Raw genomic sequence first — 16,664 nt, forward strand, 5'->3', positions numbered from 1 at the left:
AAGACCGGCGGCAGCCGGTGCATGCGGACGGCCCACCTAGCACGCTCGGTCAGCCGCCGCAATGTCGTGGGGAAAGCGGTCGATCCGGACGTATCACTGCCGTCGACCGCCGCGCCACCCCACCTGCCGCTTTGGCTACTAAGTGAACAGGAAGTCCGAGGCGTCAAGTCCAGCCAAGCTGACGCCCGCAAGGACGATCACGCCCGCACCCGCCACGTCGGCACCGAGATCGATCCATACATCACTGCCGTGCTGGGTAATGTTCAAGTCGGCGAAGGAGTTGATCGCGACGCCATAGCCATGGATTTCGATCGTATCAACGCCGTGTTCGAAGTCAAAGATCGTATCTTGGCCATTGTTGCCGCTGAAGACAAAGCGGTCGCTGCCATCACTGCCGGATAAACTGTCGTCACCGGTACCACCGAACAGCGTATCGTTGCCGCTTTACGCCATCCAGCTGATCGTTTCCGGCGCCACCATCCAGTGAGTCATTGCCGTCGAAGCCATAGAGGATATCGTCGCCATCGTTGCCGGCGAGCGTATCGTTGCCGGTCCAGCCGTCGAGATAGTCCATGCCACTGCCACCGGCGAGGCTGTCGTTGCCGGTATCACCGCTAACAACATCGTCGCCGGCGCCACCCTGCAGCGTATCGTTGCCACTCCCACCGAACAAGGCGTCGTCGCCGCTCCCACCGTCGAGCGAGTCGTTGCCGTTGTCGCCGTTCAGTTCGTCGTCATCGTTGCCTCCGGCGAGGGAATCGGCGCTGTCATTGCCGTATAAGGTGTCGCTGCCATCGCCGCCGAAGAGGGAGTCCGCACCAATCCCGCCGTCGAGAAAATCAAGGCCGGCGCCACCGTCCAACGTATCGTTGCCTACTTGGCCATAGAGGTTGTCATTACCGACGTTGCCATAGAGGCTGTCGTTACCGTCACCGCCTTGCAGCAGGTCGTTGCCGCTACCGCCATCAAGGGTGTCGTCACCGGTTGCACCAAAGAGACTGTCCTTGCCGCTGTCGCCCTGGATCAGATTATCCGCGCTGCTGCCCGTCAGGTAGTCATTGAAGGTAGAACCGATCAGGTTCTCGACGTTAAGAAACGTATCGGTGCCCGCACCCACGGTGTTCTGCGCCCCGGTGATGGCAAGCGAGACGGTAACGCCACTGCTCGCTGAGAGATAGCTGACGGCATCGCTGCCGGCACCGCCATCGAGGGTGTCATTGCCGGCGCCGCCATCGAGAATGTTGGCGCCGTCATCGCCGATGAGCCAATCGTTGAACGCCGAACCCAGCAGGTTTTCCATACCGAGGAGCAGATCGATACCGCCGCCGCCGGTATTCTGCGCGTCAGCGAGGGCGAGCGAAACGTTGACCGCTGCCGTTGCACTGGCGAAGCTTGCGGTATCACTGCCGCTGCCGCCATCGAGGGTGTCATTGCCGCCGCCGCCATCGAGAACGTCATCGCCGGTGCCACCGAACAGCGAATTCGCCCCACCGTCGCCTGTGAGGTTATCGGCGAAATCCGAGCCGATCAGGTGTTCGAAGCCGGCGATCTGCATGATGCCGGCACCGTGGGTATCCTGCAGATCGGTCTGCGCCAGCGACACGGTTACGCCGGCGGCCACACCGGCAAAGCTGAGCCGATCGTTGCCGCTGCCGCCGTCGAGGGTGTCGTTGCCGCCGGCGCCGTTGATGACGTCGTCGCCGTCGCCGCCCTGCAACAGGTTGGCGCCGTTACTGCCGGTCAGGGTGTCGGCAAAGGCGGAGCCCAGCAGATTCTCCACGTTGCTCAGCACATCGGTGCCGGCCCCCAGCGTGTTCTGCGCCCCACTCAGCAGCAGCGAGACGCGCACGGCCGCCCCCGCCGTGGCGTAGGAGACGATATCGTTGCCGCTGCCGCCATCAAGGGTGTCGCTACCCGTGCCGGCGATCAACGTATCGTTGCCGGCGCCGCCATCGATGCTGTTGGCGCCACTGCCGCCATCGATCACATTGGCGTTGGCGTCGCCCGTCAGCGTATCGGCGAAGCTCGAGCCGACGAGGTTGCGGAAGTTGGTCAGCGTGTCGGTGCCGGCCCCCAGCGTGTTCTGCGCCCCGCTCAGCAGCAGCGAGACGGCAACCCCCGCCGTTGCACTGGCGAAGCTTGCGGTATTGATACCGCTGCCGCCATCAAGGCTGTCGTTGCCGCCGCCGCCATCGAGAACATCATTGCCGCTGCCACCGACGAGGCTGTTGTCGCCCGCATCACCGCTCAGCGTGTCGTTAAACGCTGAGCCGATCAGGTTCTCGATGTTGAGCAGCGTGTCGATGCCGGTGCCGACGTTCTGGCCGCCGCTCACCGCCAGTGAGACGGCAACGCCGTTCGCCGCGCTGGCGAAGGTGACGGCATCAATGCCATCACCGCCGTCGATGGTGTCGTTGCCGAGACCGCCGTCGAGACTGTCGTTGCCGCCGCCAGCCTCAAGCCGGTTGCCGTTGTCGTCGCCGATCAGGGTGTCGGCATAGGCGGAGCCGATAAGGTTCTCGATGTTGAGCAGGGTGTCGATGCCCGCCCCTTGCGTGTTCTGAGACCCGGCAAGGGCGAGCGAGACGCGCACCGCGAGGTTGATATTGGCGTAGGAGGCGGTATCGACGCCGCTCCCACCGTCGAGGCTGTCGTTGCCTTTGCCACCGAGCAGCGTATCGTTGCCGCCAAGGCCAAACACCGTGTCGTCGCCCGAACTGGCGTCGAGCACGTTGGCCGCGGCGTTGCCGGTGATCACGTTGGCACTGGTGTTGCCGGTGCCGTCGACCGCCGCACTGCCGGTCAGGGTGAGGTTCTCCAGGTAGGTGGCGAGCGTCCAGCTGCGCGCCGTCAGCACCGTATCGGTGCCGGCATTGGCAACCTCGATCGTCAAGTCACCGGCGTCGTCGATCACGTAGGTGTCGTCGCCGGCGCCACCAACCATCCGGTCCGCGCCAGCGCCGCCATCCAGGCTGTCGTTACCGTCGCCGCCGTCCAGCGTGTCCGCCCCAGCGCCGCCAAGCAGGCTGTCGTCACCGGCAAGGCCGGTGATGATGTTGGCCTGCGTGTCACCACTGAGCGTGTCGCCGTAGTTCGATCCCGAAAGATTCTGGAAGTTGACCAGCGTATCGATGCCGGCGGCGCCGGTGTTCTGACCACCGGTTAGGGCCAGGGAGACTTGCACGCCAGCGGAGCCGCTGACGTAGCTTGCTACGTCAGCGGCTCCGCCACCGCCATCGAGACTGTCGTCGCCACCGCCACCATCGATCGTGTCGTTGCCGTTGCCGCCGAGCAGCGTATCCTGGCCGTATTTCCCGTCGAGAGAATCGTTGCCCCCGCTCCCATCCAACACGTTGTCGCCGGAACTCCCCGCGAAGGTGTCGCCGAAGCTGGAGCCGGTCAACGATTTGATCCCCGACAACAGGTCGATGCCTGCAGCACCGGTGTTCTGTCCTGTCGTAATCGCCAGAGAGACTGTGACGCCTGCTGTCGCGGTGGCATAGCTGACCAGATCGTTGCCGGCATCGCCAACGAGCGTGTCGTCGCCAGCGCCACCGATCAGCGTGTCGTCGCCGGCGCCGCCGGCCAGGCGATCGTTGCCGGTGCCGCCATCAAGGACATTATTTGTTGCGTCGCCGATAAGTGTGTCAGCGTACTGCGAGCCGACAAGATTCTCGATGTTGAGCAGTTGTTCGGTCCCCGCGCCACCGGTCACCTGATCGCCCGTCGTGGCCAACGAGACCTTCACCGCCGCGGCAGCCAAGGCGTAGTTCGCGGTATCTGTGCCGTCACCGCCGTCAAGCGTGTCGTCACCGCCACCACCGTCGAGCGTATCGTTACCGTCGCCACCGCCGAGGACATTGGCATTGCCATCACCGGTCAGTCGGTCGGCGAAATCCGAGCCGGACAGGTTCTCGATGCTCACCAGGGTGTCGACGCCGGCACCTTGCGTATTTTGCGAGGTGCTCAGTGCGAGCGAAACGACGACCGCGCTGCCGGCAGTGGCGTAGCTCGCTGTATCGTTGCCGCTGCCGCCGTCGAGGGTGTCGTTGCCGCCGGCGCCGTTGATGACGTCGTCGCCGTCGCCGCCCTGCAACAAGTTGGCGCCGTTACTGCCGGTCAGGGTGTCGGCATAGGCGGAGCCCAGCAGATTCTCCACGTTGCTCAGCACATCGGTGCCGGCCCCCAGCGTGTTCTGCGCCCCACTCAGCAGCAGCGAGACGCGCACTGCCGCCCCCGCCGTGGCGTAGGAGACGATATCGTTGCCGCTGCCGCCATCAAGGGTGTCGCTACCCGTGCCAGCGATCAGCGTATCGTTGCCGGCCCCGCCATCGATGCTGTCGGCACCGCTGCCGCTATCGATCACATTGGCATTGGCGTCACCCGTCAGCGTATCGGCGAAGCTCGAGCCGACGAGGTTGCGGAAGTTGGTCAGCGTGTCGGTGCCGGCCCCCAGCGTGTTCTGCGCCCCGCTCAGCAGCAACGAGACGGCAACCCCCGCCGTTGCACTGGCGAAGCTTGCGGTATCGATGCCGCTGCCGCCATCAAGACTGTCGTTGCCGCCGCCGCCATCGAGCACATCATTGCCGCTGCCGCCGACGAGGCTGTTGTCGCCCGCATCACCGCTCAACGTGTCGTTAAACGCTGAGCCGATCAGGTTCTCGATATTGAGCAGCGTGTCGATGCCGGTGCCGACGTTCTGGCCGCCGCTTACCGCCAGTGAGACGGCAACGCCGTTCGCCGCGCTGGCGAAGGTGACGGCATCAATGCCATCACCGCCGTCGATGGTGTCGTTGCCGAGACCGCCGTCGAGACTGTCGTTGCCGCCGCCAGCCTCAAGCCGGTTGCCGTTGGCGTCGCCGATCAGGGTGTCGGCATAGGCGGAGCCGATGAGGTTTTCAATGTTGAGCAGGACGTCGGAGCCCGCCCCTTGCGTGTTCTGTGACCCGGCAAGGGCGAGCGAGACGCGCACCGCGAGGTTGATATTGGCGTAGGAGGCGGTATCGACGCCGCTACCACCGTCGAGGCTGTCGTTGCCTTTGCCACCGAGAAGCGTATCGTTGCCGCCAAGGCCAAACACCGTGTCGTCGCCCGAACTGGCGTCGAGCACGTTGGCCGCGGCGTTGCCGGTGATCACGTTGGCACTGGTGTTGCCGGTGCCATCGACCGCCGCACTGCCGGTCAGGGTGAGGTTCTCCAGATAGGTGGCGAGCGTCCAACTGCGCGCCGTCAGCACCGTATCGGTGCCGGCATTTGCCACCTCAATCGTCAGGTCACCGGCGTCGTCGATCACGTAGGTGTCGTCGCCGGCGCCACCAACCATCCGGTCCACGCCAGCACCGCCATCCAGGCTGTCGTTGCCGTCGCCGCCGTCCAGCGTGTCCGCCCCAGCACCGCCAAGCAGGCTGTCGTCACCGGCAAGGCCACTGAGGCTGTCGTTGCCGTCACCCCCATCCAGGATATTGTCATTAGACGTGCCAATGAGTGTGTCGCTACCGTCGCTCAGAGCCACGAGAACGTTGCCGGCCATAGGACTACTCCCTCACTGCTATGGGCTGTGCGGTCCGCCCTTCGGGCGGGGCGTCAGGCGGTGTATGCTTGGGGCCTTATCGGCGGCTGCGCACCTCGCGCCGGATGCGCAGGGTGCCATCGGCTATCGGCTAAGGAACGACAACCGGCGGGTTTGCCACCATGTCGACGACCGGGCGGGTCGAACTGCCGCCGCGATAGAGTAAATCCTGCCAGTCAATCTGATCCCGGACTTTAAAGGCACTCGTCAGCTTGACGCGGGTGCTGCCGCTACGGATCAACGCGAACTTGGGATAGCCACTGGCGAGGTCGACGCTGAACGATGTCACGCCAGCCGGCGCGTTGCTCCGCGACGTGTTGGCGCTGGTAACGATCTGCAGCGTTCCGGGAGAACGCAGGAACGCGAGCAATTCGATCTGGTCCTGCGCCGGCGACTGCGAGGCAGAGCGCAATTCGAACGGAACCGGCTGTTTGGTTGGATCAGGCTGGCTTGTCGTCCACTCGATGCGGTGGAAATAATACAGCACATCCCGGCTTATCGTTGGTGCCTGCCCCGTCTTGTACCAGGTCAGGTAGTAGGCAGAGAGGTCATAGACTGCCCACTGAATGCCTGTTGACGGGCGAAACTCGGTTCCTTCTTCGCCATCATTCCAGGTGCAGAGGAAGAGCCATTCGGCGTTGCCATCAATCGCATTCTTGAATGACGCTCGCAGCGTGCCGCTGTTAGCTGCCTCGTAATAGGCAGAATTTCGCGGGCGATGATCCTGCATCCGTACCGGCGCCACATACTTCTTGCCAAGCTGCGCAAGACTGCTGACCCGGGACGCCGTTTGTTGCTCGCTAGCACTGGGCGTCGCTATTCCCCAACTGCCAATCGCCTCGGCGACAGGGGCGTAAGTGGCAACGCTCTGTTCATACGCGCGAGCACGATCAGCGTCAGATAGATATCGACACCGCGGTTCTGGAGTTCCTGCCGTAGCGATTGCCACCAGGCGGGAGTCTGCCCTTCTGGCAGGGTCGCAAAGAGGACGAGCCGACCATCGGGCATGCGCATCAACGCCGGCGCCGTGGCGAGTGAGGCGATAGCAGCGGCAATCTGCGCCGGCGTATAGCCGCCGCTTTTCAAGGATGTCACATCGAGCGTCGGGATGATCTTGAAGTCCGGGTCGATATTGTTTGCGGCTTCAAGCATATCCTCTACTTCACCCCAGCAACTGCCCTCGGTAAGGGTGCAGATACTGACCATCATCCCGTCGAGACCAATCTCGATGGCGCGCCTGAGTTCATCCTCCATGTCGCGCACTTGCCACGTGCCGGCGGGTTCACTGCGGATCGGCCGCGGCAGCGGTCGCTGCCGCATGCGCCCACCGACAGCATAGTACGCCCCGTTATTGCCGAGCGGCGCGAGTTCGTTACGTTGGTACCAGTCAACTGTGGGGTCGAGGTTATCGACCGAAACCGGCCACACATGCCAATAAGCAAATGCCTTTCGTGATGAGACGCGAAGATCACTGATCGGTGGCCGATTGAAAGGAAGAACCTGCTGGATTGGTGTATCTGCCTCCGCATCGACTGCGAAACTAATAAGCAGAGCGATCGATAAGATCAGTAGACTAGCACCCGCGCGGAATGTATTTAGGCCACAAACGCGTTTCCAGCACGTTTCATTGTTGGCACTAATCATCGCACCCACCATAAAAGAGATTATAGGGTCCTTAGCGGCTTTATGAATAGCGCATACCCTGTTTGTTTGCGCCATTTGCAAAATGTATATTACATAATCCCAACACATTTTGGAGTGAATTTTTCATGCCAACACAATTTTATGTAAATTCCATTAGCAACGATGCATGTTGTCTGGGGTTAAAATGTGTATACAGTAGCCTCTACACTCTCGAAATTACGACGTACACACACGTATCTGCCGCTGCTTCACAAAATGTGTTCATTAAGTGTACGTAAATTGATACATATTCTTCGCCATCCGGAATATACTTACATGTTTACTGAAAAGCCGTACATTTAATAGTGTTTTTTATGGCCCTTTTGGGGCATTTATTGCTTGGCGTGCGTTGACGGCCAGGGGTCAGGCAGGCAACCGCACGCGACCACCCTCTTTCCTCGCCCCATTCCCATCACCGGCATCGGCCGGCGGCGCGGCACGTCAACTCGCCGCCGCCTCAAGCGCAGGAGACGACGTCAACGTACAGTTCGCGGGAAACGGGCACCTTTTTGTAAAGGGTAAGCGGAGCTCTGACCCCACGTTGCGGCCGGTGATTGCTCGCGGATGATGGCGGCTCCCAGGACGGAGGCGCCGCGTGGATCGTTTGCCAAGTAAGGTGCCAATTAATTGGCAAAGCGCCCGTCAGGGCGAGGTACTGCCGTGGGGTGAGCGGCGGCGGCGGTGGAGCTGGGAGGAGAAGGCGCGGATCGTCGCCGAAAGTTTCGCCCCCGACGCCGTGGCGAGCGCGGTCGCCCGCCGGCACGGGCTGCACCGCAACCAGCTGTATGCCTGGCGGAAGGAGTTGCGCCAGGCGGCGGACGCGGCGACGGCGGACGCGGTACCGCTCGACTTCGTGCCGGTAGTGGTGAGCGAGGGGCGTTGTCCAGCCGGCAGTCCGGCGATCGAGATCGAGCTTGCCGGTGCTCGGGTGCGGGTGTCGCCGGGCGCCGATCCGGTGCTCCTGGCGGACGTGCTCCGGACGCTGAAGGCGCTCGGATGATCGTCCCGCCTTCAGGCGTCCGGGTGCTGGTGGCGACGCGGCCGGTCGACTTCCGCTGCGGCGCCGACCGACTCGCTTCGATCGTGCAGACGGCGCTGGGGCACGACCCCTTCTCCGGGACAATTTACGTCTTCCGTTGCAAACGATCGGACAGGCTGAAACTGCTCGTCTGGGACGGCAGCGGCTTGGTGATGGTGTGGAAACGGCTGGAGGCAGGCGTCTTTCGCTGGCCGCCGGTGACCGGGGGCGTGATGCGGCTGTCGGCGGCGCAGCTGGCGGCGCTGTTGGATGGCCTCGACTGGTCGCGGATGCACGCGCCGCGTCTCGGTCGACCGAAGAAGGCACAATAGGCTGTGCCGGCCTGCCGGGGAAGCCACAAGAACTCTGGTAAGCGTCTGGCATCGTGCTTAGAATCGCCGCTCATGACCGACCTCGACGCGATCCCCGACGATCCTTCCGCGCTGCGCGCCGCGCTGCTGGCGATGCGGGCCGAGCTCGCCGCCGAGCGGGCCCTGCGCCGCGGGCTGGAGGACCGGAACGAGCGGCTGCAGCACTTCATCCGCCAGCTGCAGCGGATGCAGTTCGGAAGGCGGTCGGAGGCGCTCGACCCCGACCAGCTGAACCTGGCGCTTGAAGACCTCGAGCAGGCGGTGGCGGAAGCCGACGCCGAGGCGGAGAAGGCCGATCCGCCGCGACGCGAGGCCCGCGCCCGCGAGCGGCGGCAGAACCGCGGCACCCTGCCCGGACATCTGCCGCGGATCGAGGTGGTGATCGAGCCGCCGACGACCATCTGCCCGTGCTGCTCCGGTGCGATGCACATCATCGGCGAGGACCGCTCCGAACGCCTCGACGTGATCCCGATGCGCTGGCAGGTGATCGTCACCCGCCGGCCGAAGTACGGCTGCCGCGCCTGCGGGAGTGCTGTGGTGCAGGCGCCGGCGCCGCCGCGGCTGATCGAGGGCGGCCTGCCCACCGAACGGCTGGTGGCGCACGTGCTGGTGGCGAAATATGCCGACCATGCGCCGCTCTACCGCCAGGCACAGATGCTCGCCCGGCAGGGTATCGCCCTCGACCGCTCGACGCTGGCCTCCTGGGTCGGCACCGCGGCGGCCGAGTTGAAGCCGCTGTGGCGGCTGCTGCGCGACGATCTGCTCGGCTCGGCGAAGCTGTTCGTCGACGAGACGCCGGCACCGGTGCTCGATCCCGGCCGCGGCCGGACGAAGACCAGCTGGTTCTGGGCGATCGCCCGCGACGACCGGCCGTGGGGCGGCGCCGATCCGCCGGCGGTGGTGTTCACCTACGCACCCGGCCGCGGCCACGCGCACGCGGCCACGCTGCTGAAGGACTTCCGCGGCATCCTGCAGACCGACGCCTATGCCGCCTACAAGGCGGTGGCCGGGGCTGCGGGCGACGAAGCGGCTGCCGGCTCCGCCGACGGCGGCGTCCTCCTCGCCCACTGCTGGGCACACTGCCGCCGGCGATTCTACGAGGTCGCACAGAAGCGGCCGGCGCCGATCGCCCATGAGGCGCTGCGGCGGATCGCCGCGCTGTACGAGATCGAGGCGGAGATTCGCGGCAGGCCCGCCTGCGAACGGCGAGCCGTCCGGCAGGCGCGGACGAAGCCGCTGCTGGACGCGATGCGGCCATGGCTCGAGCAATGCCGGGCGCAGCTGTCGAAGAAGTCGCCGCTGGGCGAGGCGATCGGCTACCCGCTGAACCAGTGGGAGGGGCTGACCCTCTTCCTCGACGACGGCCGGATCGAGATCGACTCGAACGTCATCGAGCGCTCAATGAGGCCGATTGCTCTCAATCGCAAGAACGCACTCTTCGCCGGCCATGACCTGGGAGCGGAAAACTGGGCGGTGCTGGCGTCATTGATCGAGACCTGCAAGTGGCACGCGGTCAACCCGGAAGCCTGGCTCGCCGACGTGCTCGCCCGCCTCGTCTCCGGCTGGCCGAACCGCCGCCTCGCCGAGCTCACCCCCTGGGCATGGAAGGCCGAGCAGGACGCCCTCCACCGCGCCGCCGCGTGACCCATTCCGCTGCGGCCGAGGTCAAGACCGAGCACTCTGGCAAGCGAAAAGCAGGTGCGGCCGGAGCTTCGCTTACTGTAAAGGGAGCGGACTGCAGACAGGTCGCGACGGACGTGGAAGACGAAGGAAGCTTCGCAATGGTGCAACTGGCCGCCCGCGGATCGAACTTTTGATACAAGCGTCGGTCGCGCGCGAACGCACCCCCGCGGGTAACGATTGCGGCCAGCCGGGCCGGCGGCCTTGGCCCTACCGGGGTATGAGCACGGACAGGAAGGGCGTTACGCCTGCGGCAAACGCTGACGCGCTGGCCACAGGCGCAACCACACCGCTGAACGAGACTCACTTAATGTATGTGACGTCAATTCGTGCTGGCCGTTGGCCGAAGCTTAGCCAACCACCCGCCAGGTTCCGTCCGGCTGACGGCATGCGGTGCCGAAGCCACGCTGACGCTCGCCGCCCACCGTCACCGTCTGCTCGAACTCGCGGCAATATCCACCCGAGGCGGCATCCTGATAGGTCCTGACCGGTGTCACCGTCCCGGAATTGCCGCTGTCCGGATTGTTCCAGGTGCTCGTCTGCCCCGTCGGTGCCGTTTCGAGCGCCCGCTCGGTGGTGAAGGAGGCGGTGCGCCGGTCCTGGTCGTCGAGGACACTGCCGATGGCGCCGCCGGCAAGCCCACCCAGCAGCACGCCCCCGGCGATTGCGGTTGCNNCTTGCCACCTGCCGCCGCGGCAATCNNAACCCTCCCCCGCCGCCCCCAATGCCGCGCCCGCGCCGGTCTTCGGTCCGAATTGCGGGCTGCTGAGTCCCTGTTGGCAACCACCCAGGACCAGCGCTGTCCACGCCACCACGGTTACCAGCAACCCAGCCTTCTGTATCGTCATCTGGCTCCTCATTGCCTGCAGGCGCCGCCGAGATCGGTCAGCGCGCTGTGTCAGCAAGAGGATTGGCAGCGACTATGGCCGCTCTGTGGAGGGAACTATGGCAGCAATGCCACATCTGAGTCGAAGCATTGCTCCGATCGCAGCAACGGCGTCCACAGCCATGTTGCAACGCAAAGAGTGTCACACACATCTGCTATGCGGGTGAACGTAGCTTACTCACCGGTCGCCTCGCTTTGGCGGCAACAGAACCGAAGGAGATGCGTGATGCAGCCTGAATTCGCCGCCCCGCAGAAGCAGATCCATGACCGTGCCGTGCGAATGGCAAGTGGCTGGCTGCTGACTTGGCTCGTCATTCTGGTGGCGTTGAGCTTCATCTGATGATCGCGATGCCGCCTGCAGCAACATTGCTGAAGAGCGACGCCGCGGCTGCGCCTTCACCGCGACCGGCGACGAAGGCGCACTCGCAACAAGGGATCGTCAGGCCGCGTTAGCGGCGCGGCATCAGCACGGTGTAATCGAAGTCGAGGGCAACAGACGGATCGTAATTGCCCTCGGCATCCTTGAAGGGGAAATCGGCACAAGCCTTGTCCTTGGTCGCCACCGTCCGCAGGCGAAGCGCGCCAACGTCGCTGCGGCCCGGGATCTCCATCTTGCCCAGCACCTCTGACCAGGCATAGATCGTGTGCCCGGCGAAGGTCGGCGACACGTGCCGACCGCCGTTGATCGCCACCACCTTGAAGGCGTTGGCCAGCCCGTTGAAGGACAGCGATCGGGCAAGGCTGATGATGTGGCCGCCGTAGATCAGGCGTCGGCCGAAGCGGCTCGCCTTCTGCATCATCGCGTCGAAGTGAACCTTCGCCGTGTTCTGATAGAGGCGGGTGGCGATCATGTGCTCCGCCTCTTCGATCGTCATCGCGTCCACATGGTCGATCTTCTCGCCAACCACGTAGTCGTCCCACAGGTACGGGCTGCCGGCGAGGGCCGTGTTGTAGCCGGCAACGTGAAGAGTATCGGGCACCTGCAGGTCACCTGCCGCCACCACACCCGGCAGGGTCGGCGTCACCGGCTCGGGGGCGGCTGCCGCCTCGTTCTGCTTGCGCACCATCACCCAGCGGCAATAGTCGAGCACCATCGCTCCCGTCTGGTTAACCCCGATAGAGCGCACGTAGACGACACCCGACTTGCCATCCTTGTTCTGCCGCAGGCCGATCACCGTCGATGTGGTCGAAACGGTATCGCCCGGATAGATCGGCACGCCGAAGCGGCCCTGGGCGTAGCCCAGGTTGGCGACCGCGTTCAGCGAAATGTCGGGCACCGTCTTGCCGAAAACGAAGTGAAAAGCCAGGAAGTCATCGAGCGGCGCCTCCGGCAGACCCATGCCACGAGCGAACTCCGCCGATGAGTTGATGGCAAAACGAACACCGAATAGGCCGGTGTAGAGAGCCACATCACCTGCCGTCACCGTGCGTGGCGTCGCATGAATCAGTTCCTGACCCATGCGGAAGTCTTCGAAGAAATTGCCGGGGTTGGTCTTAATCGTCATTATTCCCACCCTCACGCCCAATCGTTTCTTATGCTGACGCCCGTGCTGCCTAGAATTCGTAGGCGGCGGCCATCTCCGGATCCTTCTGCGCCACCAGGCGGGCGAGATCGACAATCACCTTCGCCTGCTTCCAGGTGGCGTCGTCCTGCATTTTGCCGTCGATCATGGCGACGCCGGAACCGTCGGGCATCGCCGCCAGGATCTTCTTGGCGAACAGCACTTCGCTCACTTCGGGGCTGAACACCCGCTTGGCGATGGCAATCTGGTTCGGCGCCAGCGACCAAGCCCCGGTGCAACCCATCAGGAAGGCGTTGCGGAACTGCGCCTCGCAGGCAGCTTCATCGCGGATATCGCCGAAGGGGCCGTAGAAGGCACGCAGCCCGTTGGACAGGCAGGCATCCACCATCTTGGCGACGGTGTAGTGCCAGAGGTCCTGCTGCGAAAAGGCGCGGGTCTCGATGCCCTCCACCGGATCGGCGAGTACGCCGTAGAAGGGATGGCCGCCGCCGACGCNGGTGGTCTTCATCCCGCGCGAGGCGGCGAGGTCTGCCGGCCCCAAGCTCATCCCGTGCATGCGCGGGCTGGCCGAGGCGATCTCCTCGACGTTCTTCACCCCTTGCGCCGTCTCAAGGATGGCGTGCAGCAGGATCGGCTTGGTGACGCCATATTTCGCTTCCAGCAGCGCCAGGTACTGATCGACAAAATGGATGTCCCAGGCACCTTCCACCTTCGGGATCATGATCACGTCGATCTTGTTGCCCACCTCGCGGACGATCTCCACCATGTCCTCGAGGAACCACGGGCTGTTCAGCGCATTCACCCGCGTCCACAGCGCCGTATCACCGAAGTCGGTCGCCTTCGCCACCTCGATGAAGCCGGCGCGCGCCGCCTCCTTGGCGTCGGCGGGAATGGCGTCCTCAAGGTTGCCGAGGAACACGTCCACCTGCTTCGCCATCTCCGACGCGCGGGCGCGGAGCTTTTCAATGTGCGGCGGAAAGAAATGGATCATCCGTTCCGGCCGCACCGGCAGTTCACGCAGCGGCATCGGCGCACCAGCGGCGAGCGGCTTGTAGAATTGGCTCGGCAGTTTCACCTTCGTTATCCTCCCCTCAGCGTTCGCATATGCACAATTTCGCGTATTCGAACTGCGTAGCACCGATGCGCGGCGCGGTCAAACGCGAGGGTGGAGATGGGTGCGAGAGAAGGGTCGGAGCCCCCGGGCGCGAGGTGAATGCCACGCACTTCGAATACATCGATGTCTTCTACAACCGGTAACGCCGCCATTCGGGCGTCGGATACCGAACACCAGCGCAGGCAAGGATCGACATGACCACGCCTAACGCCACATAAATTAGAGAACCGACCAGTCCGCCAATGCTCGGAGAATCCGTACATCGACAACCAAAAAAACAATCGACAGGGAGAAGACAGATGGCTGAGTTGCCGCAGGAAGTAGAAACGGCGATAAACTATAGCACAGCAGAAATAGGCGCACTAGCACATCTTTATCGTGGAGAAATGTATCAAAGCAAGATATGGCGGAACAGGCTAGATACAACAACCAACTGGGCTATAGTTATTACTGGCATTGCATTATCCGTTTCATTCAGCCATGAGGAAGCCTCACCGATACCCATACTGCTGGTTACACTTGTCACTGTTATTTTCCTCTACTTTGAGTCGCGACGATATCTCTACTATGATCTGTTTCGCGTGCGTGTTCGGGTGATGGAGATAAATTTTNNATATGGCCCAATGTTGCGCGGCCGTAGCATCGACACCCGCAACCGCTGGAACGAGCTCCTAGCAAGCGATTATGACGACCTGCGATTTCATATCTCGCTCATGGAGGCCCTGGGACGACGGATTCGCCGTACGTATGGCTGGATCTTTGGCGCGCTACTCGTCTGCTACGTTGCCAAGGTATTTGTTCACCCCACCCCACTGACGACGCTGGATCAATTGTGGGAGCGTGCCGCCATCGGGCCTATTCCGGGCCCGGTGGCGCTGGCCTGTGGTGTCGCATTTCACTGCACCTGGATTGCCATCGCTGTGGTAACACTGAAATCGCAGAAAGCGGTCGGTTTGCCCCAGTCGCGAACCGGGCCTGATGCGCTGATCGAGGTTGCCGGTGGCCGTATGGTGCAGCATTAATGCGGCAATGTTGCCGCAGACAACGCAACAGCCGTGATGCTACGCCATCCATCGACCCGATGCTGGTCTATACAGGTTTCGAATTCAGGCCATGACAATCGCTGCTTGTTTCCGGCGCGCCCTGCTCCCGCCGCTCGTCGTGCTCTCCATCCTCGCCGGCTGCGCGTCACCGGCGTCGCAGACACGAGAAGCGAAAGAGCCACCACTATCACCGCTGTCGCAATTTACCTGCCGCCGCACGGTTCAGGCGTTCCTGGCACCGGCGGGCTTGACCCTGGAGCAACTGCAGGACACGACCGTGCATAATGAAATGCTCGCCGGTGGTGATCAGGTCGCCTATTACCGGGTCACGACGCGTCCGCAAGGATGCAGCAGCGGCGCATTGAAGCTGGTGATTTTGGCCGACTGCTCGATCGACAGTTGGCAGACGACGCCACCCTGCCGATTGCCGGCGCTCGAATTGCCCCGCTGAACCTGCTCAGGGCAAATTTGCTGCACTGGCCTGACGGGGTTCCTTGACCACGAGGAGGATGAGACCACCTGCGGCAATAAATGCGAGGATGGTACTCATCCCCCAGCGTGGACTTCCCGTGGCACCGGTCACTGCACCATAGAGGGCCGGACCAATGAACGCCGTTGCCTTGCCAGACAGCGCAAACAGGCCGAAAAATTCCGCTACCAGGTGTTTCGGCGCGAGGCGGGCCATCAACGAGCGGCTGGCCGCCTGCGCCGGACCGAAGAAAAGACCAAGCGGGATCGCCAGCGACCACAGCATCGTTCGGGATTCTGCCAACACCAACCCCAGGCCGATCACGAACATCGATGCAAGCGCGATCAAGATGGTCCGCTTCGGGCCTATCCAATCGTCCACCCAGCCAAAGACGAAGGCTCCCGCCGCGGCAGCGACATTCATGCAGATGGCAAAGATCAGAATTTCGTCGAAGCCCATATTGAAAGTGACGGCGAGATAGAGCCCGCCCAGCGAAAACAGCGTGTTAAGCCCGTCGGTGTAGATCATGTGCGCGAAAAGATAGACTGCCACCTGGCGATAGCGACGCACCTGTCTCACCGTCGACCACAACGCCGTCAGCCCCTTGCGAATGGCGGCGAACGGCGCAACGCCAGTCGCCCTGGCATCCGGGACCCAGAGGAAGAACGGCAACGAAAACACGGCGAACCAGCCGGCGACCAGCACGGCGGTCGCCCGCACCGGTTCGTATACCGCCGGATCGAGCCCGAAAGGCGGCGGCGTTGGCATCACCAATACCAAGGCCAGCCCCAGGCAGGCGAGCCCGCCAAGGTAACCAACGCCCCACCCCCAGCCAGACAGGCGGCCGAGAAGGTGCGGCGGTGCCAGGCTCGGCAACATGGCATTGTAGTAGACGATCCCCATCTCAAAGGCGAAGTTGGCAATGGCGACCGTCGCCAGGGCAAATAGCTCCCGTCGCAGCCCCGGGACCACCCACCACAAGGCTGCCGATCCAACAACGCAAAGGACGGTAAACACACCGATCCAGGGTTTGCGCCGCCCGGTCTGATCGGCGATCGCGCCCAGTAACGGGCTCGCCAGCGCGATCGCCAACCCCGAGANGAGACTGAGCGCATAAGCCCACAATTCGGTCCCCGCGACCTCGTTCGCCGCCACCTTCTTGGCAAAGTAAGCGGAGAAGACGTAGGTAACGATGACCGTGGGAAAGCCGGAATTGGCCCAATCATAGAGGCACCAGGACCAAAGTGCCCGACGCTCCGCGCCACTGCCAGCCACCCCAGCATCACCTCTTGGCTCGGATTGGGCCAT

Annotated in this window: 13 protein-coding genes; 5 read left to right on the forward strand and 8 right to left on the reverse strand. The window is 63.4% G+C overall.

Translation table 11 applies throughout. The annotated features are described in order from the left end of the window. Positions 1 to 138 precede the first annotated feature (138 nt). The 4 genes from HQ394_RS20965 to HQ394_RS19375 all read right to left on the reverse strand — a co-directional run bounded on the left by HQ394_RS20965 (position 139) and on the right by HQ394_RS19375 (position 7,213). Positions 139 to 429 carry a calcium-binding protein gene (locus HQ394_RS20965; protein WP_190263065.1) on the reverse strand — a complete coding sequence of 97 codons (291 nt, stop codon included), beginning with the start codon at positions 427 to 429 and terminating at the stop codon, positions 139 to 141. Further along, entirely contained in the window at positions 410 to 5,530 is a 5,121-nt protein-coding gene (locus HQ394_RS01580) for a beta strand repeat-containing protein (RefSeq protein ID WP_190261738.1), read from the reverse strand. The genes HQ394_RS20965 and HQ394_RS01580 overlap by 20 nt, the downstream gene beginning before the upstream one ends. 130 nt (positions 5,531 to 5,660) lie before the next feature. Further along, positions 5,661 to 6,404, reverse strand: coding sequence for an endo-1,3-alpha-glucanase family glycosylhydrolase (locus HQ394_RS01585; protein ID WP_223292003.1), 744 nt, complete (start codon positions 6,402 to 6,404; stop codon positions 5,661 to 5,663). Further along, entirely contained in the window at positions 6,386 to 7,213 is an 828-nt protein-coding gene (locus tag HQ394_RS19375) for a glycoside hydrolase family 71/99 protein (RefSeq protein ID WP_223291774.1), read from the reverse strand. The genes HQ394_RS01585 and HQ394_RS19375 overlap by 19 nt, the downstream gene beginning before the upstream one ends. A 655-nt stretch (positions 7,214 to 7,868) precedes the next feature. Between HQ394_RS19375 and tnpA the strand changes: the two genes are divergently transcribed. The 3 genes from tnpA to tnpC all read left to right on the forward strand — a co-directional run bounded on the left by tnpA (position 7,869) and on the right by tnpC (position 10,285). Continuing rightward, positions 7,869 to 8,252 carry an IS66-like element accessory protein TnpA gene (gene tnpA, locus HQ394_RS01590; protein WP_190260387.1) on the forward strand — a complete coding sequence of 128 codons (384 nt, stop codon included), beginning with the start codon at positions 7,869 to 7,871 and terminating at the stop codon, positions 8,250 to 8,252. After that, positions 8,249 to 8,602, forward strand: coding sequence for an IS66 family insertion sequence element accessory protein TnpB (tnpB, locus tag HQ394_RS01595; RefSeq protein WP_190260124.1), 354 nt, complete (start codon positions 8,249 to 8,251; stop codon positions 8,600 to 8,602). Before tnpA ends, tnpB begins: the two co-directional genes overlap by 4 nt. Before the next feature lie 72 nt (positions 8,603 to 8,674). After that, positions 8,675 to 10,285, forward strand: a complete 1,611-nt coding sequence (gene tnpC, locus HQ394_RS01600; protein WP_190261740.1) for an IS66 family transposase — start codon at positions 8,675 to 8,677, stop codon at positions 10,283 to 10,285. A gap of 386 nt (positions 10,286 to 10,671) precedes the next feature. Here the strand turns inward: tnpC and HQ394_RS01605 are convergent, their stop codons facing one another. The 3 genes from HQ394_RS01605 to HQ394_RS01615 all read right to left on the reverse strand — a co-directional run bounded on the left by HQ394_RS01605 (position 10,672) and on the right by HQ394_RS01615 (position 13,757). Beyond that, positions 10,672 to 11,181, reverse strand: coding sequence for an RT0821/Lpp0805 family surface protein (locus HQ394_RS01605; protein WP_456151472.1), 510 nt, complete (start codon positions 11,179 to 11,181; stop codon positions 10,672 to 10,674). A gap of 475 nt (positions 11,182 to 11,656) precedes the next feature. After that, positions 11,657 to 12,712, reverse strand: a complete 1,056-nt coding sequence (locus tag HQ394_RS01610) for a MaoC family dehydratase (protein WP_190261742.1) — start codon at positions 12,710 to 12,712, stop codon at positions 11,657 to 11,659. A gap of 49 nt (positions 12,713 to 12,761) precedes the next feature. Then, entirely contained in the window at positions 12,762 to 13,757 is a 996-nt protein-coding gene (locus tag HQ394_RS01615) for an HpcH/HpaI aldolase/citrate lyase family protein (protein ID WP_456151515.1), read from the reverse strand. 386 nt (positions 13,758 to 14,143) lie between these two features. Here HQ394_RS01615 and HQ394_RS01620 point away from each other — a divergent pair, with 386 nt between their 5' ends. Both HQ394_RS01620 and HQ394_RS01625 read left to right on the forward strand, forming a co-directional pair. After that, positions 14,144 to 14,866, forward strand: a complete 723-nt coding sequence (locus HQ394_RS01620) for a DUF2270 domain-containing protein (RefSeq protein WP_190261744.1) — start codon at positions 14,144 to 14,146, stop codon at positions 14,864 to 14,866. A gap of 91 nt (positions 14,867 to 14,957) precedes the next feature. Then, a complete protein-coding gene (locus tag HQ394_RS01625) occupies positions 14,958 to 15,338 on the forward strand; it encodes a hypothetical protein (protein WP_190261745.1) in 381 nt (126 codons plus the stop codon). A 6-nt stretch (positions 15,339 to 15,344) separates the two neighbouring features. Here the strand turns inward: HQ394_RS01625 and HQ394_RS01630 are convergent, their stop codons facing one another. Then, positions 15,345 to 16,664, reverse strand: coding sequence for an MFS transporter (locus HQ394_RS01630; RefSeq protein ID WP_190261746.1), 1,320 nt, complete (start codon positions 16,662 to 16,664; stop codon positions 15,345 to 15,347).

The sequence above is a fragment of the Defluviicoccus vanus genome (assembly GCF_014672695.1).
In the GTDB taxonomy this organism is placed as follows: domain Bacteria; phylum Pseudomonadota; class Alphaproteobacteria; order Rhodospirillales; family Defluviicoccaceae; genus Defluviicoccus; species Defluviicoccus vanus.